This window comes from Amycolatopsis sp. H20-H5, from assembly GCF_035828755.1.
Classification (GTDB): domain Bacteria; phylum Actinomycetota; class Actinomycetes; order Mycobacteriales; family Pseudonocardiaceae; genus Amycolatopsis.
In genome coordinates this window covers 1-21,110 of sequence record NZ_JAYMZS010000035.1, presented here as the reverse complement: position 1 = coordinate 21,110, position 21,110 = coordinate 1, and the positions used below count along the sequence as shown (strand labels likewise).

Below are 21,110 nucleotides of genomic sequence, written 5' to 3'. Positions count from 1 at the left end.
CTCCGGACATTCCGAACATCCGGACAGCAACAACGCACCCGCGGGCGCGTCCGGGGAACTCGCCGACAGCTAGTCCGGGTTCACCAAGGCGGCGAGGCGGCTCGCGAGCCGGGGGCCGTCGACCGGGGCCACGTTCACCCAGTCGCGGCCGCCACGGCCCTCGGTCACGGCCGCGCAGTAGGCGCCGACGTCGGTGTCGAACCAGGTGAGCCCGCCCGCGCGGCGCAGGCCGCCGCCGGGTTCGCGCACCCGGACGCTGAACTGGCCCGCGCTGTAGACCGGCCTCGCCTGGATGGCCAAGACCTCGCGCAGCTGGGTTTCCGAGGCGCCCGAACGGGTCCGGCCGTCGCCGAACACGGGATCGGCCACCCCATCCACCCTCTCGCCCAGCGTGGTGGCCGGGAGGCTCACGCCGTAGCCGGGGCCGGGGCTCAGTTCCGGGAGGACGTCGATGATCGCGGAGAACACCTCGCCGTCGCGGATCGACGACAGCGAGATCGTCTGTCCCGGCTGTGCCGCCAGCACGCCGTGCCTGCCGCGGACCGCTGCCACCGCGCGGAAAGGCGCCTCGGCGGTCATGTCAGCGAGGGCTTCGCATTCGACGAACAGCTCCGCGTTCGCGAGCAGGCCGAGCCGGGCCTCGAGGGCAGCGTCGAGGCGGTCGCCGTCGTAGAGGCCGCGTTCGGCGAGGTTTTCGTACACCGCCCGGCGGATCTCGGCCCGTTCCTGCCGGGTGCCGCCGACATTGCGCACGGCCAGCGGCTCAGGGGCGCGCGTATGGCCTAGGTCGTCCCAGAGCACGTCGAACGCCGAGGCGGAGACGCGGATCAAGACCGGCCCAGCGCCGGTGGCGGGTCGAAGGACTCGTGGGGGACCAGGTCGCGCAGGGCGGCGTCGCGGGTGTTCATCACGTCCATCGCCTTGATCCGCGCGGCTTCCGCCTCCTGACGGCGGCTCTCCATCGCCAAGGACAGCCCGGCCAGCAGGAGGACGTTGCCGCTCGCGGCCGCGCCCCGGATCATCTCGCCGGGTTCGTAGCTCACCGGCGGCGGCATGTCCGCCCGCGCCCTCGCGGCGACCTCCGCCTGCGCGGCGACCGACTCCCCGACCGTGGACGAGACCGACGCGGACCGCGCGAGCCAGCCCGTGGCCTCGCCCAGCACCGAGCGGACGGCGTCACCGGCGGCGCCCTGCCAGCTGTCCTGACTGCGGGCGGCGAGCCCGGCCAGGCCGGAGGTGGACTCCTGCAGCCGCTGGGCGAGGCCCTGCCACTGCGCGCCGAGTTGACCGGCGTCGGTCGGCTCGTTGCCCCGGCCGACTTCGGCGGCCATCGCTTCGTGGCTGTAGGACTCGTACCGCGCGTTCGCGGCCGGGACCTCCCGGCCGGCGGCTTCTGGTTCCGGCAACAGGCGCACCTTCCGTCAGGGGAGCTTCGGTTCGACCAGCCCGGCCACCGTGTTCGCCCGGCTGCAGGCGAGTGCGGTGTCGGTGAAACTCGTGTTGCTCACATCGATCTGGACACTGGCCGCGGCGCCGACGCCGAGCAGCACGGAACAAGTGCCGTCGGCCGCCTTCTTGTCCGACACCCGCAGCGCCTGGTGGGCGCCGACCTTGGTCTTCGCCGCCGTCTTGCGGGCGATCTCGAGGTCGGCGAGCCCGGACTTCTCGTCCACGGTCACGCTGACGCCGAACGCGCCGGGTTCGGTCCAGTCACAGCCGCGGGTCTCGCCGACCTTCTTCGCCTTGCCGAACGTCGAGAGCCCGGCCGTCGACCGGTCGACCGGCGACAGCACGGCGCACGGATCGAGCGTGGCCAGCGTCGGCGCGGCGGACGGCCCGGGTTCGGGGACACCGGCCGAAGCGGAGAAAACCGCGGTATGCCGTGAAGGAGTTCCGCCGCCCGCGGATTGGGCTTGGCCAGGCTGGCCGCAGCCGGCGAGTACGACGAGCAGCGCCGGGGCAGCGAGCCAGCGGCCCTGACGAAGCAGAGCCGGGGAGAAGGACGTCATCGATCAGCCGCCGACGCAGTCGATGCCCGCGGCGGCGGCCTCGTCCTGCTCCTGGTAGCGGCCGAGCGCCTTGGCGATGCGCTTCTTGAGGCCCTCGAGCTCCCGGCCGAAGTCGGTGAGCGCCTTGACGGCCGAGCCGTCGGCGCCGATCCCGTACTCGGCCATGAACCGGCCGATCTCGTCGGCGTACCCGCCGCCGAGCGGGACGGTGCGCCCGAGCACCTTGGCCTCACGGACCATCTCGCCCACCAGGTCCTGCAGCGCGGTGATCTGGGCGTAGGCGTCGTTCGCCAGCTCGGGTGCCACGGCGAAGGCCCGGACGTCGAAGCGCGGTTTCGTACCCACATCCGTCATGTGCGGTTACGCCTCTCCGTAGTCGAGCGACCTCGCACCGGAGCATACGTCAAAGCCCAGGGTTAGCGGGAGCACCTGAAACAGCGCCAACCTCACCCGAACGGCCTAGTAGAATCGCCTACTCTGCGTCATGATGGGGTTCTCACGCCGAGTTCGCCCGAGTTTGACACACTTCATGGGAGGCTGACTGCTGCGCGAGAGCAGCAGAACCCCACCAGCACCACCGTCACACCAGCGCACAGCCACGCGGCACCAGGAGGTCGAGTGACGTCGAGAATCAGGTCTGCGACGCCCGTCGAACAGCAGGGCGAGCAGGCGACCGGGCAGTCCCCCTATCCGGCGGACTCCAGCTCGGTGCACGGCCTCGCGGGCAGAGCGTCCCTCGACGAGCTGCACGAAACGGCCCGGCGCATCGCCGCCAACGTGGAACGGGTACTGGTCGGCAAACCCGACGTCATCCGGATCGCACTCGTCACCCTCCTCGCCGAAGGCCACCTCCTCGTGGAGGACGTGCCCGGCGTCGGCAAGACCTCGCTGGCCAAGGCGCTCGCCCGGTCGATCGACTGCACGGTCAGCCGGATCCAGTTCACCCCGGACCTGCTGCCCAGCGACGTCACCGGGGTCTCGATCTACAACCGGCAGAGCGGCGGGTTCGAGTTCCGCCCCGGGCCGGTGTTCGCGAACATCGTGGTCGGCGACGAGATCAACCGCGCCTCCCCGAAGACGCAGTCGGCGTTGCTGGAGTGCATGGAAGAGCACCAGGTCACCGTCGACACCAGCACGTACACCCTCGACGAGCCGTTCATGGTGATCGCCACCCAGAACCCGATCGAGATGGAGGGCACCTACGCGCTGCCCGAGGCCCAGCGGGACAGGTTCACCGCGCGGGTGTCCATCGGCTACCCCGACACCGCGGCCGAGCTGGCCATGGTCGAGGAGCACGCCGGGCACAACCCGATGGCCGACCTGACGCCGGTTTCCGACGGCGAGACGGTCAAGCGGCTCATCGAGCTGGTGCGCACGGTGCACCTCTCGCCGGAGGTCCGGCGCTACGCCGTCGAGCTCGTGTCGACGACCAGGCAGGTGCCGGAGATCCGGCTGGGCGCGTCGCCGCGGGCCACCCTGCAGCTCGTGCGGTCCGCACGGGCGCAGGCGGCGCTTTCGGGCCGTGACTACGTGGTGCCGGACGACATCCACACGGTCGCCGTCCCGGTGCTCGCGCACCGGCTCGTGCTCACCACCGAGGCGCACGCCGCCCGCCGTTCCTCCACCGACGTGGTCCGCGCCGTGCTGCACCGCGTCCCCGTGCCCCAGGGCGCCGGTCGCGAGGGCAACGGGCAGGGCCACCGCTAGCAGAAGAGACAGCACATGCTGCGCGCATTGTCGGGCCTGACCACGCGGGGCCGCTGCCTCCTCGCCGCGGGAGTCGCCGCGGCGGCTTGTTCCGTGATCCTCAACGAGCGGGACCTGCTGCGGGTGGCCGTGTTCGTGGTGGCCCTGCCGCTGCTGGTCGCGTACTTCCTCTCGGCGTCGCGGCTGCGCATCGGCGCGGGCCGCGCGCTGCGCCCGGACCGGGTCTCGGTGGGTTCACCCGGCGAGGTCCAGCTCGACCTGTGGCGCAACGGGCGCCTCCCGGCCGGCGAGGTGCTGCTCGAGGACGGCGTGCCCTACGCGCTGGGCTCGCGGCCGCGGTTCGTCGTCGAACGGCTCCCCCACGACCGCAAGGTCGCCCTGCGCTACCCGCTGCAGCCGGTGCTGCGCGGGATCCAGCAGGTCGGGCCGCTGCGCGCGACCATCACCGACCCGTTCGGGCTCTGCGAGTTCGAACGCGAGCTGATCGGCCACTCCGGCTGGTCGTGGTGCCGCGGGTGGCCGGGCTCTGGGGCCTGCCCAGCGGCGCGGGCATCGGCGCCGGCGACGACGGCAGCATCCGCCTGCACGCGGGCCAGGGCGAGGCGGACGTCATCGTCCGGCAGTACCGCCAGGGCGACGACCTGCGCAAGGTGCACTGGCGCTCGACGGCGCGGCGGGACGAGATCATGGTCCGCGTCGAGGAACGGCCGTGGCGCGGCGGCACCACCGTGCTGCTGGACCACCGGGCCGCGGCGCACCACGGCGCCGGCCCGGCCGCCAGCCTGGAGTGGGCCGTGTCCTTCGCCGCCTCGGTCTGCCTGCACCTGCGCCGCTCCGGGCACCGCGTCCGGCTGGTCACCGAGCACGGCCAGACGATCGCCGACACCCCCGGCGAGGGCGGGGAGCACTACGACAACGTCGTGCTCGACGCGCTCGCCGCGCTGCAGGCCGCCCACCAGCGCGACATCACGCTGGCCGGCGACCCGGCCGCGGGCCAGGAGCTCATCGCCGTGCTGGGCACGGTCAGCAACGAAGCCGTCCTCGAACTCGCCCGCTACCGGCCGCGCGGCATCCGCAGCCTCGCCGTGCTGCTGGACACGCCGACCTGGTCAGCGGGCGTGAACGCGCCCGAGCACCACGCCGCCGCCACCGAGGAGTCCGTGGCGCTGCTGCGGGCCGCGGGCTGGGGCGTGGTCGTCGCCGGGCCCGGTTCGCCGATGCCCCAGGTGTGGGCGGACCTGTGTGCCACCGCCGCCCGTCGCGGCACGCTGATCGGCGGTGGCCTGTGACCGCCACCGCGCCCCCGAGGCTGCACACCCCGACCCCCCGCGAACCTCCCCGGCCGTCCGTCTGGTCGGGCACCGTGCTCGCGCCGGTCGCCGCCGGGGTGGCCACCCTCTGCGCGGCCACCTCGCTGACCGGCGTCGTCGCCGGCTGGGCGTGGTTCGGCTATCTGCTCGTCGCGGTGGTGCTCGTCGCCTCGACCGGACTGGCGCTGCGCTCGCTGCGCGCGCCCACCGTCGTGGTCGGGCTGTGCCAGCTGCTCGTGCTGCTGTTCCTGATCACCGGGGCGTTCAGCACCAGCGGTTTCCTCCAGATCATCCCCGGCCCGGCCGCGTTCGGCGAGCTGCGGGACGTGCTCGCCGCGTCCGCGGAGCAGATCCGGACCGGGCTGCCGCCGGTCGAGGGCACGCCGCCGATCCTGTGCCTGGTGACCATCGCGATCGGGCTGGTCGCGGTGCTCGTGGACACCCTCGCGGTGGCCGCGGCGGCCCCGGCGGCCACCGGGCTCGTACTTCTCTGTGTCTACGCCGTGCCCGCGGCGCTGTCCGACGAAATGCTCCCCTGGTGGACGTTCCTGCTCGGCGCGGGCGCCTTCGCCGGGTTGCTCGCCATCGACGGCAGCCACCGCCACCGGAACTGGCGCAACCGCGACGCGCCAGGGCTCGGCGGCTCCCCCGGCACCATGTCGATGCCGGTGGCCGCGGTGAGCGCCGCGATCGTGCTCGGCCTCATCGCCGGGGTCGCGATCACCGGCGTCGGCACGGTCGGCAGCCTGCCCGGCAACACCGGGCAGGGCCGCGGCGGCAGCGGCGGGTTCGGCGTCGAGCCGTTCACCGAGCTGCGTGGCCTGCTCGATCAGGGTGCCGACGTCGAGCTGTTCAAGGTTCGCGGGATGGGCCCGGACAAGCGGCTGCTGCGCGCCTTCACCCTCGACACCTACACGCCCAACAAGGGCTGGGGCCTGGCCGCCAACGGCCGCGCGCAGACGGGCGTACAGGCCAACCGGCCGCTGCCCCCCGCGCCCGGCGACGACGGCACCGGCACTTCGCGAGCGATCCAGATCGAGCCGACGAACTGGAACGACAACTGGCTGCCGATCTACGGCGCGCCCCGTGCGCTGACCGGGGTGGGCGACAACTGGCTCTACGACCGGGTCAGCGGCGCGGTGTTCACCACCAGCAAGCAGAGCCCGCCGCCATACGTCGAGTCCGCTTCGGTGCGGGAGCCGACGAAGGACGAGTTGCGCGCGGCCGATCCGAAGGCCGAGCTGCTGCCCGCCGGGTACACGCGCATCGACCGGGTGGACAGCCGGGTGCAGGCCAAGGCGGAGCAGCTCACCGAGGGCAAGTCGAACAACTTCGACAAGGCGCAGGCGCTGTGGCAGTTCTTCACCGCGCAGAACGGCTTCGTCTACGACACCAAGACGGCGCCACCCACCGACTCGGACGCGCTCGCCGACTTCATCCTCAAGGGCAAGCGCGGGTTCTGCGAGCAGTACGCCTCGGCGATGGCGGTCATGCTCCGCGCCGTCGGCATCCCGTCCCGGGTCGCCATCGGCTTCACCTCCGGCACCCCCAGGGCCGACTACCAGGCGATCAGCTCGCAGGACGCGCACGCCTGGGTCGAGGTCTACTTCGGGGACAAGGGCTGGGTCAGCTTCGACCCGACCCCGCTCACCGACGGCCGCGGGATCGTCCCGTCCTACCTGCGCCCGGACAGCCCCGACGGCCCCGGCACCAAGCCCGACACCGAGAAGCCGAACGCGCCGACGTCGAGCGCCCCGCCCACCGGCACCGCGCCCGACAAGGGCAAGGACCTGGCGGCGGGCCAGGCCGACCAGCAAGCGCAGGCGGACCCGGTGTGGCCCGCGATCGTCGCCGCCGTGCTGGCGGCGCTGGCGGCACTGGTCGTGGCGGCCGGGTACGTCTACAACGCCCGGCGGCGACGGCCGGGTCCCGCCGGTCCGGAGTCATCCGGGGCGCGGAAAAAGAACGGCCGAGAATCACCCGAACGAGTGGACGATACCGGCCAGAACACCCTGTTGCCCACGCTGATCAACTGGGCTCCGCTGATCGGCGCGGGACTGTTCACGGCCGCGATCGCCTTCCTCGCGGCCTGGGTGTCGTGGTGGTTCGCGCTGATCGTCCTGCTGCTGCTCGGCGGCCTGAGCGCACCGGCGACGCTGCGGGAAATAGCCCGGCGCAGGCGGCTGCAGACGATCTCCGGCCACTCCCCGGCGGCGGCCGACGCGGCCTGGCACGAACTGCTGGACGAGTGCGCCGACCGCGGTCTGCCCATCCCGGTCAGCGACACCGTGCGGGTGGCCGGGATGAAGGTCGCGCAGAAGCACCACCTGGACGAGGACGGCCGCGCCGGTCTGCGCACCGTCATCGGCGTGGTGGAGAAGGCCTGGTACGCCAAGGGCGGGACCGAAGACCCGAGCCTCGAGCCCGCCTTCGACGACGTCCGCCAGAGCCTGCGCCGCAACGCGCCGATGTCCTGGCGCGGGCGCCTCTTCCCGAAGTCCGTACTCCGCCGGAACCGCTGACCCCGCCGCTACCGCTGCTGCCCCTGAAGGCCACCTTCACGGCGTCTAACGCTGTGAAGGTGGCCTTCAGGGGCAAGCGGTTGGCAGACAGGGCCATCGGGGGAGCAAGGGACCTTTACTGCCGTTTTTTGGGGGCCCGCGAGCCGGACAGGATCACCCTCGGGAACCCCCGGCGACAGTTCCCCACCCCACCCGCGGGTCGGGAGGGCCCGCGGGTGGACAGAAGAATGTCCGCGTTCCACCCCGGGGGTGGAACGCGGACATCAGGCTGACTGGCTGAGCGCTACTGCTCTTCGAAGCGCTGCCGGAAGCGCTCTTCCATCCGCTGGGTGAAGGAGCTCTTCCGGGAAGGCTGCTTGCCTCCGCCACCGGACTCGGTCCCACCGCCCCCGGCGTCCGGCTCGGCACCGTGCCGGATCGAGGTGACGGCGAGCATCACCCCGAAGAACATCACCAGGAACCCGAGCACGCTCACGAGCGGGATCTCGGCCACCCGGAACGGCAGCATCACGCCCAGCACGAGCAGTGCGACTCCGACTACGAACAGGGCGATGCCCTGGATCCGACGTCGGCGGGCGGGGCGCCGCAACCGGGTGCCTCGCACCGTGGATGCGAACTTGGGGTCCTCGGCATAGAGCTCGCGCTCGATCTGATCGAGCAGCCGCTGCTCATGCTCGGAGAGTGGCATCTTTCCTCCTCCGGCACAGCTGTCGCGGGCGCCGGGCCGCGCAACGGATGGACCCAACAGACAGCCCCAGGCGGGCTGTCAGTCTCCAGGATACGAGCCCCGCGCCCGGACGACTACCCGATCCCGCATCCAGTCGGGATCGAATTGGGCAAAAACACCCCTCAGGGCCGACGCGAGGCCGTTTTGAGACCGTAACCGCGACGGAACTCACCCTTCACGCGGTGTCAACAAGGACGCCGGGCGCACCGCGGCGGCCCCGAACTTCGATCGGGCGACGTCCGCGGCGACCTCGGCGTCGCGCCAGCGGGGCGCCGGGGAGTCGAACAGGAGCTGTTCGCCGTCCTCCCCCGTGTCGAGTCCCTCGACCCTGACGCCGATCAGCCGCAGCGCCCCCGAGGGCGCGTGCTCGGCCAGCAGCTCGACCGAGACGCGGTGAATCTCCCTGGCGACGTCGGTGGCCGAGACCAGCGTCCGCGCCCTCGTGATCGTCTTGAAGTCGGCGAACCGCACCTTGATCGACACCGTCCGCCCGCGCAGCCCCCGGCCGCGCAGCGACCCGGCGACTCGCTCGGACAACCGCAGCAGCTCCAGCTCCAGGACGCCCTTGTCGTGCTGGTCGACGTCGAAGGTCACCTCGGCCCCGATCGACTTCTCCGCCGACTCCGGCACGACGGCCCGCTCGTCGTGCCCGTTGGCCAGCGCGAAAAGGTGCTCACCGACCGCGTTCCCGACCGAACGCCGCAGCCGGGCCAGCGGGGTGGCGGCGACGTCGGCGATCGTGTGCAGGCCGAGCTGGCTCAGCCGCTCCCCCGTGCGCTGGCCGACGCCCCAGAGCGCGGAAACCGGCAGTGGGTGCAGGAAGGCCAGCGTCTCGGCGGCCGGGACGACGACCATGCCGTCCGGCTTGGCCATGCCCGACGCCAGCTTGGCGACGAACTTGACCCTGGCCACGCCGACCGAGCAGACGATGCCGTGCTCGGCGACGACCCTGGCGCGCAACCGCGCACCGAGCCGCGCCGGGGTGGTGCCCAGCCGCTTCAGCGCGCCGCTCACGTCGAGAAAGGCCTCGTCGAGGCTCAGCGGCTCCACCAGTGGGGTGAGCTCGCGGAAGATCTCCATCACCCCGCGGGAGACCTCGCCGTAGAGCCCGAACGTCGGCGGGATGTTGATCAGGTGCGGGCACAGCCGCATGGCCGTGGCGAACGGCATCGCCGAGCGCACCCCGAACTTCCGCGCGGGGTAATTCGCGGCCGCCACCACGGACCGGGGCCCGCCCCCGGCGACGACCACCGGCTTGCCGACCAGCTCGGGCCTGGTGCGCAGCTCGACCGACACGAAGAACGCGTCCATGTCGACGTGCAGCATCCCGCAGCCGGTGTCGTCCGGCAGCGTCGTGGCACCCGTGGTGACCCGGTACCGGGCCAGTCCCCCGGGAAGTTCAGCGTTTCGTCCCACGAGACATCACGCTAGCCGCCCCCACCGACAAAAACCGCGACTGTCCCTGAAGGCCACCTTCACGGCGTCAGACGCTGTCAAGGTGGCCTTCAGGGACTGTCAAACGCGGCGGGCGAAGGCGTGGAGCTTGGCGGCGATGTCCCGCAGGGGCGAGACCGAGGCCGCGGTGAGCTCGAACTCGGCGAGCTCGTCCTCCCGGACGCCGCCGGGCACGAAGTCGGAGACCACGCCGTCACCCTGCAGGAGGGCGACCTCGAGGCCCGCGGCCACCAGCTGGGCGCGCAGGCCTTCGCTGTCGAAGCGACGGAGAACGGTGTCCCTGCCGTCGGGGAGCGCGCCGTCGGGGCCGGTGAGCAGGGCCTGCGCCTCGCCGAGCCGCCCCGCGAGCGCGCGCTGCAGGACCGCGGCGTGCCGGTTCGCGACGAGCACGGAGACCGCGCCTCCCGGCGAGACCGCGGCGGCCAGCGCGGCGAGCACCGCCGACGGGTCGTCGACGACCTCCAGCAGCCCGTGGGCCAGCACCAGGTCCGCGGACCCGGCCGCGACGTGCCTGCCGAGCGCGTCGGAGTCGTCCGCGACCACGGTGATCCGGTCCGAGACGCCCTCTTCCGCCGCGCGGCGCTTCAGCGTCGCCAAGGCGTTGGGGTTGGGTTCGACGACGGTGACCAGGCAGCCCGCCGAGGCGAAGGGCACCGCCCAGCCGCCGCTGCCACCGCCGACGTCCACGACCACCGGCCGCTCCACGCCCCGGGCGCGGGCCGCCCGCAGTTCTGCCTCGAGGACCCGGCGAACCGCCCCCGAACCTCGCGCCGCCACGGTGTCCGTCTTCATAGTCGGACAGGGTAGTGCCCCGGTTGGCCTAGGCTGCTGGCGTGCCTACTGTTGCGGTTCTCAGCCTCAAGGGCGGGGTCGGGAAGACCACGGTCACCCTCGGGCTCGCGTCCGCCGCCCTGCACCGGGGCATCCGCACGCTCGTCGCGGATCTCGACCCGCAGTGCAATGCCACGGCCGCCCTCGATCCCGGCCCCACCACTGCCTCGCTGGCCGACGTGCTCGCCTCGCCGCGGCGCTCGGTGGTCGGCGCGGCGATCACGCGCAGCGCCTGGGGAACCGGCGTCGACGTGCTGGTGGGCGCGGAAGCGGCGGAGTCCTTCAACGACCCAGACCCCGGTTCACGACGGCTCAACCGGCTGGCCACGGCGCTGGCGGAACTCGGCGAGGACGGCTACGACCTGATCCTGCTCGACTGCCCGCCGTCACTCGGCAGGCTGACGCGTTCGGCGCTGGTCGCGGCCGACAGCGCCCTGCTGGTGACCGAGCCGTCCCTGTTCGCTGTGTCCGGGGTGCAACGCGCCGCGGAGGCGGCCGAAGCCGAGCGGAAGGAGCACAATCCCGGGCTGCATACGCTCGGGGTCGTCGTCAACCGGGTGAAACCCCGCTCGACCGAGCACACCTTCCGGGTGAACGAGCTGCGCGAGAACTTCGGCGGGCTCGTCCTGGACCCGGTCCTGCCGGACCGCACCGCGGTGGCGCAGGCCCAGGGCGCGTGCGTGCCGCTGCACCGGCTGCGCACCGCCGGGGCGCGCGAGCTCGCGGCGGCCTTCGACACCTTGCTGGGCCACGCGGCCCCGGTCGGCCCGTAGGCTGTATCGAGTGCACACGGTCGCCGTACTCAGCCTCAAGGGAGGCGTCGGCAAAACGACGGTCGCTCTAGGTATCGCGTCCGCCGCGCTGCGTAGGGGAACCCGGGCCCTCGTCGCCGACCTCGACCCGCAGGGCAACGCCACCACCTCGCTCGACCCGCCCTACACCGACGCCACACTCGCCGACGTGCTCGAGGATCCGAGCCGGTCCGTGATCGAACGGGCGATCGCCCCGAGCGTGTGGAGCGACGAGATCGACGTCCTCGTCGGCGCCGAGGAGCTGGAGCTGCTCAACGAGCCGGTCGCGGACGGCAGGCTGCTGGAGAACCTGTCCCGCGCGCTCGACGAGCTGCACCACGAACCGCTGCGCGAAGAGCCCTACGAGCTGGTGATCCTCGACTGCCCGCCGTCACTCGGCAGGCTGACGAAGTCGGCGCTGGTCGCCGCGGACAGCGCGCTGATCGTCACCGAGCCGACGATGTACGCGGTGGCGGGCGCGCAACGCGCGCTGGAAGCCATCGAGAAGATCCGCAAGGACCACAACCCCGACCTGCGGGCGATCGGCGTGCTGGTCAACAAGCTGCGGGTGCGCTCGTATGAGCACCAGTTCCGGATCGCGGAGCTGCGGGAGCACTTCGGCTCGCTGGTGATGCCCACCGCGATCACGGATCGGCTGGCCGTGCAGCAGGCGCAGGGCGCGTGCAGCCCGATCCACGAGTGGAACTCGCCGGGGGCGCAGGAGATCGCGCTGACCTTCAACATGGTGCTGGCGAAGATCCTGCGCTCGAACCGCGCGGGCAGGCACCGCGTCCGGGGCGAGGAAGTGCCGGAGCAGGCGGCCGAGGAGACCCCCGACGAGACGGCACTGCCCACGAACGTCACGGGTAGCTGATGCCCGAGGGCGACACGGTCTTCCTGGCCGGGAAGCTGCTCGATCGGGCCTTGGCCGGGAAAACCTTGCTGCGCGGGGAGTTCCGCCATCCGGCACTGGCCACTGTGGACCTGGCGGGCCGTGACGTGCTGGGCGTGGGCACCGTCGGGAAGCATCTGTTCACCCGGTTCTCCGGCGACCTCACCCTGCACAGCCATCTGCGGATGGACGGGACCTGGCGGATCTATCCGGCCGGGGCGAAGTGGGGCTTCCCCGCCCACCACGCCCGCGTCATCCTGACCACCCAGGACGCGCAGGCGATCGGTTTCCGGCTACACGACCTCAAACTCGTTGCCACGCCAGAGGAAAAGACTCTCGTCGAGCACCTCGGCCCGGACCTGCTCGATCCGGAATGGACGGACGCACACGCGGAGCGCGGGGCGGCCGCGCTCGCCGCCGACCCCGATCGGGAACTCGGCCTCGCACTGCTCGACCAGCGGGTGCTGGCCGGTATCGGCAACCTGTACAAGGTCGAGATGGCGTTCCTGCTCAAGGTCTCACCGTGGACGCAGGTGTCCGAAGTGGACCCGGCCAAGGTGGTCGCGCTCGGCCGCAAGCTGCTGCTGGCCAACGCCTGGCGGCACGAGCAGTGCACGACCGGCGACCTGGGACGTGGCCGCCGCAACTGGGTGTACGAGCGGTCCAAGCAGGGCTGTTTCCGCTGCGGCGGCCGGGTTCAGGTCGCCTGGCAGGGCCACGACGTCCAGCGGCGGCCGACCTGGTTCTGCCCGCGATGCCAGCCAGGGCCCCATCCCGCGGGGTAAGCTGCACCACGTGACGACGTTCAAGCTCCCGCTCTACGGGAACGACCGCGAGCGCGGCGACCTGGCTCCCTGAGAGCCACCCGCCCGCACGGTCCCGTCGCCCTTCCCCCCGTTCCAGGGAGCCTTCGTCATGCCCGAAATCCTCACCGGCCCGGCGCTGTACGCCTTCGTGCGCGCCCTGCCCAAGGCCGAACTCCACGTCCACCTGGTCGGCTCCGCGAGCCTGCCCACCGTCCTCACACTCGCCGGGCGACGCCCGTCCGCCGGGGTGCCGACCGAACCGGCAGCACTCGCGGACTTCTTCACCTATCAGGACTTCCCCCATTTCCTGAAGGTGTACGCCGCGGTGAGCTCCCTGGTCAGGGACGGTCGCGACATCCACACCCTGGTCACCGGGCTGGCCGCCGACCTGGCCGCGCAGAACGCCCGCTACGCCGAGGTGACCGTCACGCCTTACAGCCATCTGCGAGCCGGTATGCCGGGCGACGAACTCCTCACCGGACTGGCCACCGGCTGCGCGGCCGCGCTGGCCGAGCACGGCGTCGAACTGGCCTGGTGCTTCGACATCCCCGGCGAGGACGGGCTCGAAGCGGCCGAGGAAACCACCGTGTTCGCCTTGCGCGAACGGCCGGACGGGCTGGTGTCGCTCGGCCTCGGCGGCCCGGAACTCGGCGTCGGGCGCGCGCAGTTCGCCCCGTACTTCACCCGGGCGCGAGAAGCGGGTCTGCACAGCGTGCCGCACGCGGGAGAGACCACCGGGCCGGCCACCATCTGGTCGGCACTGCACGACCTCGGCGCCGAGCGCATCGGCCACGGCACCAGCTGCACGGACGACCCGGCCCTGCTGAATTACCTTGCGCTGCACCGGATCCCGCTCGAGGTGTGCCCGACCTCGAACGTGGCGACAAGGCAGGTGCCCTCACTCGCCGGGCACCCGATCCGGCGCATGCTGGACCACGGTGTGCTGGTCACCCTCAACACCGACGACCCGCCGATGTTCGGCGCGACACTGAACGGCGAATACGCCGCGGTCGCCGAAGCGCTCGGCCTGGCCACGACCGAGGTCGCCCGGCTTGCCGCGAACGCCGTGAACGCGTCGTTCATGTCCGCGGGCCGCAAGACCGAGCTCACCGCTGAGATTCAAAGAATGATGTTGCAGGACCCCAGTTCCTTCGCCTAGCTTGGAAGTACACGAGAGAGGAGGTGGTCCCAAGTTGTATGACTCAAGGACGCGTGAGGTGGCTGTCCGCTAGCGGATGCCGCGCGATGGGACTTTGAGCAGCGATATACCAGAGCCACCTTCGGCTCATCGCCTGCTTCGCGTGTTGCCTGATAGCGAACACCAGGCCCCCGACGACCCCGGGCACCAGTCCGGCCAGGGCCCGGACGTTTCGACGTCCGGGAGAATCGTCGGGGGTCGCCCCCTAACCTGTGCTGTAAGACCATGCCGTCGAGTGAAACAGTGCCGTCGAGTGACCATGCCGTCGAGTGAAACAGTGCCGTCAGGTGAATACAGTGCCGCCGAGTGAAACAGTGCCGCGAACGGCCCGAAGTGACTAGCCTGAATGCATGCTCAGGCCGGACTACCCGATCACCACGGCGCGCCTGCTCCTCCGCCCGTTCACCCTGAACGACCTCGACGCGCTGAACTCATTCCAGTCGCGCTCCGACGTCGCCCGCTACCTCTACTGGGGCCCGCGCAGCCGTGCCGAATCCGCCGCCGCCCTCGCGAAACGCATCTACAGTTCCACGCTGGGCAAAGAGGGCCAGTTCCTCGCCATGGCGGTCGAGCTGGCCTCGACCGGGGAGCTCATCGGGGACCTGAACCTCGAATATCTCAGCAGCGAGCACCGCCAGGGCGAGATCGGCTTCGTGTTCCACCCCGACCACCACGGCAAGGGCCTCGCGCACGAGGCGGCGAGCGAGCTGCTGCGCCTGGGCTTCGAGGAGCTCGGCCTGCACCGGATCGTCGGCCGCTGTGACGGACGCAACACCTCCTCGGCCGCCCTGCTCGAGCGTCTCGGCCTGCGCAAGGAGGCGCATCTGCGGGAGAACGAGATCGTCAAGGGCGAATGGACGGACGAACTCGTCTTCGCGATGCTCGAAGACGAGTGGAAAGCCAGCCGGTAGGCAGTGCGGCGAAGGCCATCAGGCAGCATGGACCGGTGCTCTTCGACAAGATCGTCCGCCCGGCGATGTACAAGCTGTCCCACGACGACACCGAATTGGTGCACGAGCGCACGGTCGCCGCGCTGAGCGCGCTGGGCCGGGTCTCCCCCGCGCTGCGCGCGCTCGGCCGCGTCTACCGGACCGAGGACCCGGCAACGGTGCTCGGCCTGCGGTTCCCGAACCGGGTCGGCTTGGCCGCCGGGATGGACAAGAACGGCCGGGCCCTGCACGCCTGGCCCGCGCTGGGCTTCGGTTTCGTCGAGGTCGGCACGGTCACCCGGCTCGCCCAGCCGGGCAATCCGAAGCCGCGGATGTTCAACCTGCCCGCCAGCGAGGCGGTGATCAACCGCATGGGGTTCAACAACTCCGGGGCCGACGCGCTGGCCGCCCGCCTCGCCGCCGGGGGCAAGCCCGGTGTGCCGCTGGGCATCAGCATCGGCAAGTCGAAGGTGACCGAGCTCGAAGACGCCGTCGCCGACTACCAGGCTTCCCTGCGGTCGCTCTACCGCTACGCCGACTACTTCGCCATCAACGTCAGCTCCCCCAACACCCCCGGCCTGCGGGCCCTGCAGGACCGGACGGCGCTGGCCGAGCTGCTGTCCGAGCTGCGCGGCACGGCGCGTTCGCTCGCCGGGGGCGCCGAGCCGGTCCCGCTGCTGGTCAAGGTGGCACCCGACCTGACCGACGAGGCGCTGGCCGAGCTGCTGGAAGTCTGCCTCGAGCACGACGTGGCCGGGATCATCGCCACGAACACCACGCTCGGGCGCGAGGGCATCGCGCCCGCGGACGAGGCCCTGCGCGAGCAGGCGGGCGGCCTGTCCGGCCGCCCGCTGACCGCCCGCGCGCTCGAGGTCGTCCGGTTCGTGCACGACCACACCGAGGGCAAACTGCCGATCATCGGCGTCGGTGGCATCCTCGGCGCGCCGGACGCGGCCAGGATGCTCGACGCCGGGGCGAGCCTCGTGCAGCTCTACAGCGGTTTCGCCCTGCACGGCCCCGGCCTGGTCCGCCGGGTCACCCGGGGTCTCGCCGCCCGGCGGTAGACGCGAAGCGCAGGTACGCCCGCCAGCACTCGTACCGGGACAGGTCGGCGGTCTCGGCCTTGGCGTCCGGGGCGCACAGCACGGCGAGCGGGGTGCTCCCGTCGTCCAGCTCGACACGGCCGAGGACGAACGGCGGCTCGAGCCCCGCGGCGAATCGGCCGAGCCCCGCCGGGGAGAGCCGCCAGCGCTCCCCCGCCAGCGCCGAGCCCGCGTCGGTTTCGGCGATCACCGCGGGCTGCGGCACGTCGCCAGGCAGCAGCTTCATGAGGTAGCCCTCGCTGGTCAGGACGGCACCGGTGAACCGGGCGCCGAGTGTGGTCAGTCGCTCGTTCAGCGGCTGACCGCGCAGGTGTGCGCCGAACACGACCAGGTCCGCGCCCGGTTCGGGATACGGCGTCGGCGCCTGTTCGTCGGTGAGCACGGCGGCCAGGTCGAGCGCGACCTGGTCCTCGAACGCCCTGGCCACCACCGTGACCCCGTACGGCCCGCGCACGGCGGGCACCGCCACCGCCGCCAGGTCGAGCGGGTTGACGAACGAGGTGTAGACGCCCAGCCGCCTGCCGACGCCGACCGGATCGGCCAGTGCCTCCTCGATCGAGGGATGGTCCGGCACGGTCGGCAGGACGAGCGCGTCGAAACCCGCGAGCAGCCGTTCGCACCGGCTCCTCGCCTCGGCGAGCCGCTGCTGGTCGGCGGCGAGGTCGTGGGCCCGGAGCTCGCCCGCGGCCAGGATGATCCCCGAGACCGTCGGATCCGCGCCCGCCGGGTTCCCGGCGAGGAACTCGCCCACCGCCGCGTAGCGCTCGGCGACGAGAGCCCCGCCGTAGAGCAGCTTGCCTGCCTCGAGCAAGGGTGCGATGTCGACCGGCTCGACGACCGAGCCCGCCGCCCGCAGCCTCTTGACCACCTCGGCGAACACGGGCCGCGCCGCCTCCGCCAGCAACGCGAGCCCCGCCTCGTCCGGAACGGCCACCCGTGGCCGTCGCCCGGCGCTGAGCCGCACGTCGGCGGGCCACGGGCGCGACATTGGGTCGCCCTCGTCGGGCCCGGTCATCACGGCCAGCGCGACCTGCCCGGTGGTGAGCGTCCTGGCGAACAGGGACACGCAGTCGTAGGACCGGGAAGCCGGGACGACCCCGGTCTTCGGCACCAGGCCGAGTGTCGGCTTGAGCCCGATCACCCCGTTCAGCGCGGCGGGCACCCGCCCCGAACCGGCGGTGTCCGTGCCGAGCGCGAGGTCCACCAGTCCGAGGGCCACGGCCACCGCGGAGCCACTGCTGGAACCACCGGCGACCTTGTCCCGATCCAGCGCGGACGCCACCACCCCGTACGGGCTGCGCGTGCCCGCGAGCCCGGTCGCGAACTGGTCGAGATTGGTCTTGCCGAGCACCACCGAACCCGCGGCGGTGAGCCGGGAGACCACGGTCGCGCTGGTCTCGGGCACGCTCGCGTACGACGGGCACCCCGCGGTGGTCGGCAGACCGGCGACGTCGATGAGGTCCTTCACCGCCAGCAAGGTCCCGGCCAGCGGGAGGTCTTCGCCCGCGGCGACCCGCGCGTCGACGGCTTTCGCGTCGACCAGCACCTCCTCGAGGGTGCGCAGGGTGATCCAGAGTTCGGGCCGGTCGACCTCGGTGATCCGGTCGAAGGCGGCGATGGTGCGCTGGTAGGCGCTGGGGGGTGGCGGGAGGACGGGTTCCGGGTCCGGCGGGAGTGTGGTCACTGGGGCGTCCTTTCCTCGGCGGGGTCGAGAAAGTCCACTGATCGACTCTGCGTCGCCGTCCAGGTACCGCTCAGGGGTTCCGCTGGGGTGCCCGGTCCGGAGACATCAGTCCACTCATGAGGAAAACGTTAGACAGCGCGCGTTTCCGAAGCCAGGCGATTCCGATTACGTGAGTGTTTCGGTACCGCGGGATGAACAGGGGGTGACCCCCTGGGGGAGACGGCGCTCAGGAAAGTTCGCGCAACGCCATGGCGAGGCCGGCGAGGTGGTCGGTCGCGTCGGTGAGCGCCTGCTTGGACGTGCCGAGGCCGTCACTGCTCGCGGCGACCGCGCGCCCGGCGGCGGCGACCAGGCTGCCGTAGCCCTCGATGCCGTCGTCAAGCTGTTCCCGCAGCTTGCGCACGGCGGCGTCCAGCGCACCTCGTTCGCGCTCGGGGGCGGAGTTGCGGCCGCGTTCGATGGCCTGGATCCGGCCGGCCAGCCCGCGCAGGGCGGCCGCCGCTTCCGTGGCGGTGAGCCGGGCGTCGGCGACGGACACCTCCGGCACCGCGGTGGTCCCGAGCGAGGTCGGCACGGCGAGCTGGCGAAGCAGCTCGGCCAGCGACGCTTCGCTCTCGGCAAGACGTTCCATCGGCTGCCTGGCCACGGATCCCGCGGCGGGCAACGGCGGCGGGCCGGCGGGCGCGGAGGGCAGCTGGGTGCGGTTGAGCTGCCGCAGCCGCAGACCGGAGCGGACGCCGAGCGTGCCGAAGACGGCTGCGCCCGCGATGCCGGACACCGCCTGGGCGAAGTCGGCCGCACCGGCCGCGCTGAGCAGACCGGACCCGGTCGCGAACGCGTAGAGGCCGCACAGCAGCGTCAACAGGATCCACAGGGTCATCGCCCGGGAAGCACGGCGCTTGCGGCGCTCGAGTTTGGCCGCCGGTTCGTTCCAGCGGGTCCACTTGGCCTGGGCGGCGGCCACGGCGGGCACCTGCCCGGCCATCTGGCCCGCGACACTCGACACCGTGGGCATCTTCGGCATCGGGACACGCAGGGCGGGACGGGAGGCCCGCGGCGGCGGCGGCGCCTGAGGCCGCTGCTGCTGGGTCCCGGCAGGCTTCCCGCCGGCCTCGTCGGCCGGCGGGAAGTACTTCTGCAGTTTCTCCTGGGCTCGCTGGGCGTAGTCGGGCAGGCGTTCTATGTGCTTTTCCAGTTTCGCGTTGAACTCACTGAAATCGCGCTTGCCGTTTCCCATGCCCACGCCCCCTGTTCGCCCGAGCCCGGCCAGGTCAGGCCGGGTTCTTGCCCTGCTCGGCCTGAACCCGCGCCTGGATCTCACGCTGGATGTCGGCACTGGTGCTCTTCGGCGCGGCGGCAGGCTTGCCGTCGGTCACCTGAGCCACCGAATCGCCCTTCATGGACGAGCGGATCTGCTCGAGCCGCGAGTGGCCCGCCAGCTGCGTAGTCGCGTGCTGGACTTCCATCATCCGGCCCTGCACCGAGTTCTGTGCGAGCTCGGCGGAACCCAGCGCGGTGGTGTAGCGCTTCTCGATCTTCTCGCGGACCTCTTCCAGCGACGGGGTGTTACCCGGCGCCGCCAGCTCCGACATCTGGTTCAGCGAAGCGGAGACGCGCTCCTGCATCTTCGCCTGCTCCAGCTGCGAGAGCAGCTTCGTCCGCTCGGCCAGCTTCTGCTGCAGCATCGACGAGTTGCGCTCGACGGCCTGCTTGGCCTGCGCGGCCGCCTGCAGAGACTGGTCGTGCAGAGTCTTCAGGTCCTCGATGCTTTGCTCGGCCGTCACCAGCTGCGCGGCGAAACCTTCCGCCGCGCTCTCGTACTCGCCCGCCTTCTGCTCGTCGCCCTTGCCGCGTGCCTCGTCGGCGAGCACGAGGGCCTGCCGGGTCGAGGCCTGCAGCTTCTCGACATCGCCGAGCTGGCGGTTGAGCTTCATCTCCAGCTGACGCTGGTTCCCGATCACCTGTGCGGCCTGCTGAGTGAGCGCCTGGTGATTGCGCTGCGCCTCCTCGATGGCCTGCTGGATCTGTACCTTCGGGTCAGCGTGCTCGTCGATCTTCGACGAGAACGCCGCCATCATGTACTTCCAGAACTTCACGAAAGGGTTGGCCATCTCCTCCGCCTGCCTTCTTGCGTCCCACGGTCTGTTACCTCGAGGTGGGGCGTCGCTCTCCCCTGTAAAGAGCAACGCACCGACCCCGGCGTTGAGTTCCATCGTGTCAGGTTGAGGTCCAGGCTTCCAGGCGACCCCGCACAATTCAGGGTGGACCCTGATTTCGGGGTGTGACCTTCGACTACTCCGAGCCGCCACCGGCGATCCGGACAAAAGGGAAACGGCCCCGGCAGGACGCCGGGGCCGTTTCGCCTGAACCTGACTCAGGCCGCGATGATCGAAGCCATCTTCGGGCCCGCGATCGTCGTCCGCAGGGTCGTGTTGATCCGCGGCGGCGGGGAAATCCGCAGGTCGGCGAGGTCGTTGCCGATCAGCTCGGACACCAGGCGCCCGCCATCGACACCGCCTGCCTTGGCCGTCTCCTTGGCGCCGGGAGCGCCGGCGGGCTCGCGACGGACGCGCCCCACCCCGGGCTCCAGCGGTGCGACCTCGACGTTGTCCAGCGCGGACACGTCGGCCGCGACGTTGTGCAGCAACTCGCCGAGCGGCAGCTCCAGCGCGTCACAGATGGAGGCCAGCAGCTCGCTGGACGCCTCCTTCTGGCCGCGCTCGACCTCGGACAGGTAGCCGAGACTCACCCTGGCGGCGCGGGAGATGTCGCGCAGCGTTCGACGCTGGTTTGTGCGGGCATGACGGAGCCGATCACCGATCGCCTCGCGCAATAGCACGGTCATCACGCGCCTCCCTTCCCGAACTGGTCTTGCCTACGTTACCCAGAGCAGACGCCCGGCCGCAGGAATTGACACGTCCGTACGCCAAGGGCGAACGCACGAATCATGCCCATTGTTCCCTCAGCAGGTCCAGCGCGGCCTCCGCGGAGGACTGCCGGACAGCACTGCGATCACCCGGTATCCCCAGCGTACGGCCTGTCCGGACCCCCGGCCCGGCGAGTCCCACGTGCACTGTGCCAGGCGCCACCCCGTCCTGCCAGCCGGGACCGGCCACGCCGGTCAGCCCGAGGCCCCAGGTGGCCCC

Annotated in this window: 20 protein-coding genes and 1 pseudogene; 9 read left to right on the top strand and 12 right to left on the bottom strand. The window is 71.6% G+C overall.

The annotated features are described in order from the left end of the window. Nucleotides 1-69: 69 nt before the first annotated feature. The 4 genes from QMK34_RS20485 to QMK34_RS20470 are packed head-to-tail and all read right to left on the bottom strand — an operon-like array spanning nucleotide 70 to nucleotide 2,363. Nucleotides 70-831 (bottom strand): ESX secretion-associated protein EspG, encoded by a 762-nt coding sequence (locus QMK34_RS20485; protein ID WP_326415746.1) that lies wholly within the window; start codon nucleotides 829-831, stop codon nucleotides 70-72. Then, nucleotides 828-1,406 carry a PPE domain-containing protein gene (locus QMK34_RS20480; protein ID WP_326415745.1) on the bottom strand — a complete coding sequence of 193 codons (579 nt, stop codon included), beginning with the start codon at nucleotides 1,404-1,406 and terminating at the stop codon, nucleotides 828-830. The genes QMK34_RS20485 and QMK34_RS20480 overlap by 4 nt, the downstream gene beginning before the upstream one ends. Nucleotides 1,407-1,421: 15 nt before the next feature. Beyond that, nucleotides 1,422-2,009: a DUF3558 family protein gene (locus QMK34_RS20475; RefSeq protein WP_326415744.1), complete on the bottom strand. Its 588-nt coding sequence runs from the start codon at nucleotides 2,007-2,009 to the stop codon at nucleotides 1,422-1,424. 3 nt (nucleotides 2,010-2,012) lie between these two features. Further along, on the bottom strand, nucleotides 2,013-2,363 hold the full coding sequence (locus QMK34_RS20470) for a hypothetical protein (RefSeq protein ID WP_326415743.1): 351 nt from the start codon (nucleotides 2,361-2,363) through the stop codon (nucleotides 2,013-2,015). Nucleotides 2,364-2,627: 264 nt separating this feature from the next. On the opposite strand from QMK34_RS20470, the gene QMK34_RS20465 reads away from it, so the two are divergent. The 3 genes and pseudogenes from QMK34_RS20465 (at nucleotide 2,628) to QMK34_RS20455 (ending at nucleotide 7,548) form a co-directional block, all read left to right on the top strand. Beyond that, nucleotides 2,628-3,716: an AAA family ATPase gene (locus tag QMK34_RS20465; protein ID WP_326415742.1), complete on the top strand. Its 1,089-nt coding sequence runs from the start codon at nucleotides 2,628-2,630 to the stop codon at nucleotides 3,714-3,716. Nucleotides 3,717-3,731: 15 nt separating this feature from the next. Further along, a pseudogene (locus QMK34_RS20460) lies at nucleotides 3,732-5,005 on the top strand (DUF58 domain-containing protein). Next, nucleotides 5,002-7,548: a transglutaminase family protein gene (locus QMK34_RS20455; protein ID WP_326415741.1), complete on the top strand. Its 2,547-nt coding sequence runs from the start codon at nucleotides 5,002-5,004 to the stop codon at nucleotides 7,546-7,548. Before QMK34_RS20460 ends, QMK34_RS20455 begins: the two are co-directional and overlap by 4 nt. 283 nt (nucleotides 7,549-7,831) lie before the next feature. On the opposite strand, the gene QMK34_RS20450 is transcribed toward QMK34_RS20455, so the two are convergent. From QMK34_RS20450 to QMK34_RS20440, 3 genes are all read right to left on the bottom strand, one after another. After that, a complete protein-coding gene (locus QMK34_RS20450; RefSeq protein ID WP_326415740.1) occupies nucleotides 7,832-8,236 on the bottom strand; it encodes a DUF3040 domain-containing protein in 405 nt (134 codons plus the stop codon). A 207-nt stretch (nucleotides 8,237-8,443) separates the two neighbouring features. After that, the gene (gene dinB / locus QMK34_RS20445) at nucleotides 8,444-9,661 is read right to left on the bottom strand and encodes a DNA polymerase IV (RefSeq protein ID WP_326415794.1); all 1,218 of its coding nucleotides are present in this window, start codon (nucleotides 9,659-9,661) and stop codon (nucleotides 8,444-8,446) included. 129 nt (nucleotides 9,662-9,790) lie between these two features. After that, nucleotides 9,791-10,522: a methyltransferase domain-containing protein gene (locus QMK34_RS20440; RefSeq protein WP_326415739.1), complete on the bottom strand. Its 732-nt coding sequence runs from the start codon at nucleotides 10,520-10,522 to the stop codon at nucleotides 9,791-9,793. Between the two features lie 41 nt (nucleotides 10,523-10,563). Between QMK34_RS20440 and QMK34_RS20435 the strand changes: the two genes are divergently transcribed. The 6 genes from QMK34_RS20435 (at nucleotide 10,564) to QMK34_RS20410 (ending at nucleotide 16,241) form a co-directional block, all read left to right on the top strand. After that, nucleotides 10,564-11,334 carry a ParA family protein gene (locus QMK34_RS20435; protein WP_326415738.1) on the top strand — a complete coding sequence of 257 codons (771 nt, stop codon included), beginning with the start codon at nucleotides 10,564-10,566 and terminating at the stop codon, nucleotides 11,332-11,334. Nucleotides 11,335-11,344: 10 nt separating this feature from the next. Continuing rightward, the gene (locus QMK34_RS20430) at nucleotides 11,345-12,226 is read left to right on the top strand and encodes a ParA family protein (RefSeq protein WP_326415737.1); all 882 of its coding nucleotides are present in this window, start codon (nucleotides 11,345-11,347) and stop codon (nucleotides 12,224-12,226) included. Next, on the top strand, nucleotides 12,226-13,029 hold the full coding sequence (locus tag QMK34_RS20425) for a DNA-formamidopyrimidine glycosylase family protein (protein ID WP_326415736.1): 804 nt from the start codon (nucleotides 12,226-12,228) through the stop codon (nucleotides 13,027-13,029). The genes QMK34_RS20430 and QMK34_RS20425 overlap by 1 nt, the downstream gene beginning before the upstream one ends. Nucleotides 13,030-13,159: 130 nt before the next feature. Beyond that, a complete protein-coding gene (gene add / locus QMK34_RS20420) occupies nucleotides 13,160-14,209 on the top strand; it encodes an adenosine deaminase (protein WP_326415735.1) in 1,050 nt (349 codons plus the stop codon). Between the two features lie 389 nt (nucleotides 14,210-14,598). Further along, nucleotides 14,599-15,159, top strand: coding sequence for a GNAT family N-acetyltransferase (locus QMK34_RS20415; RefSeq protein WP_326415734.1), 561 nt, complete (start codon nucleotides 14,599-14,601; stop codon nucleotides 15,157-15,159). A gap of 35 nt (nucleotides 15,160-15,194) precedes the next feature. Next, nucleotides 15,195-16,241 carry a quinone-dependent dihydroorotate dehydrogenase gene (locus QMK34_RS20410; RefSeq protein WP_326415733.1) on the top strand — a complete coding sequence of 349 codons (1,047 nt, stop codon included), beginning with the start codon at nucleotides 15,195-15,197 and terminating at the stop codon, nucleotides 16,239-16,241. Here the strand turns inward: QMK34_RS20410 and atzF are convergent. The 5 genes from atzF to QMK34_RS20385 all read right to left on the bottom strand — a co-directional run. Further along, nucleotides 16,213-17,964, bottom strand: a complete 1,752-nt coding sequence (gene atzF, locus QMK34_RS20405) for an allophanate hydrolase (RefSeq protein ID WP_326415732.1) — start codon at nucleotides 17,962-17,964, stop codon at nucleotides 16,213-16,215. The genes QMK34_RS20410 and atzF overlap by 29 nt on opposite strands. Nucleotides 17,965-18,190: 226 nt before the next feature. Next, nucleotides 18,191-19,201: a phage shock envelope stress response protein PspM gene (gene pspM / locus QMK34_RS20400; RefSeq protein WP_326415731.1), complete on the bottom strand. Its 1,011-nt coding sequence runs from the start codon at nucleotides 19,199-19,201 to the stop codon at nucleotides 18,191-18,193. 34 nt (nucleotides 19,202-19,235) lie between these two features. After that, on the bottom strand, nucleotides 19,236-20,075 hold the full coding sequence (locus tag QMK34_RS20395; RefSeq protein ID WP_326415729.1) for a PspA/IM30 family protein: 840 nt from the start codon (nucleotides 20,073-20,075) through the stop codon (nucleotides 19,236-19,238). A 263-nt stretch (nucleotides 20,076-20,338) separates the two neighbouring features. Beyond that, nucleotides 20,339-20,809, bottom strand: coding sequence for a helix-turn-helix domain-containing protein (locus QMK34_RS20390; RefSeq protein WP_326415728.1), 471 nt, complete (start codon nucleotides 20,807-20,809; stop codon nucleotides 20,339-20,341). 100 nt (nucleotides 20,810-20,909) lie between these two features. Further along, a partial coding sequence (locus QMK34_RS20385) for a CinA family protein (protein WP_326415727.1) occupies nucleotides 20,910-21,110 on the bottom strand: 201 nt, incomplete at its 5' end.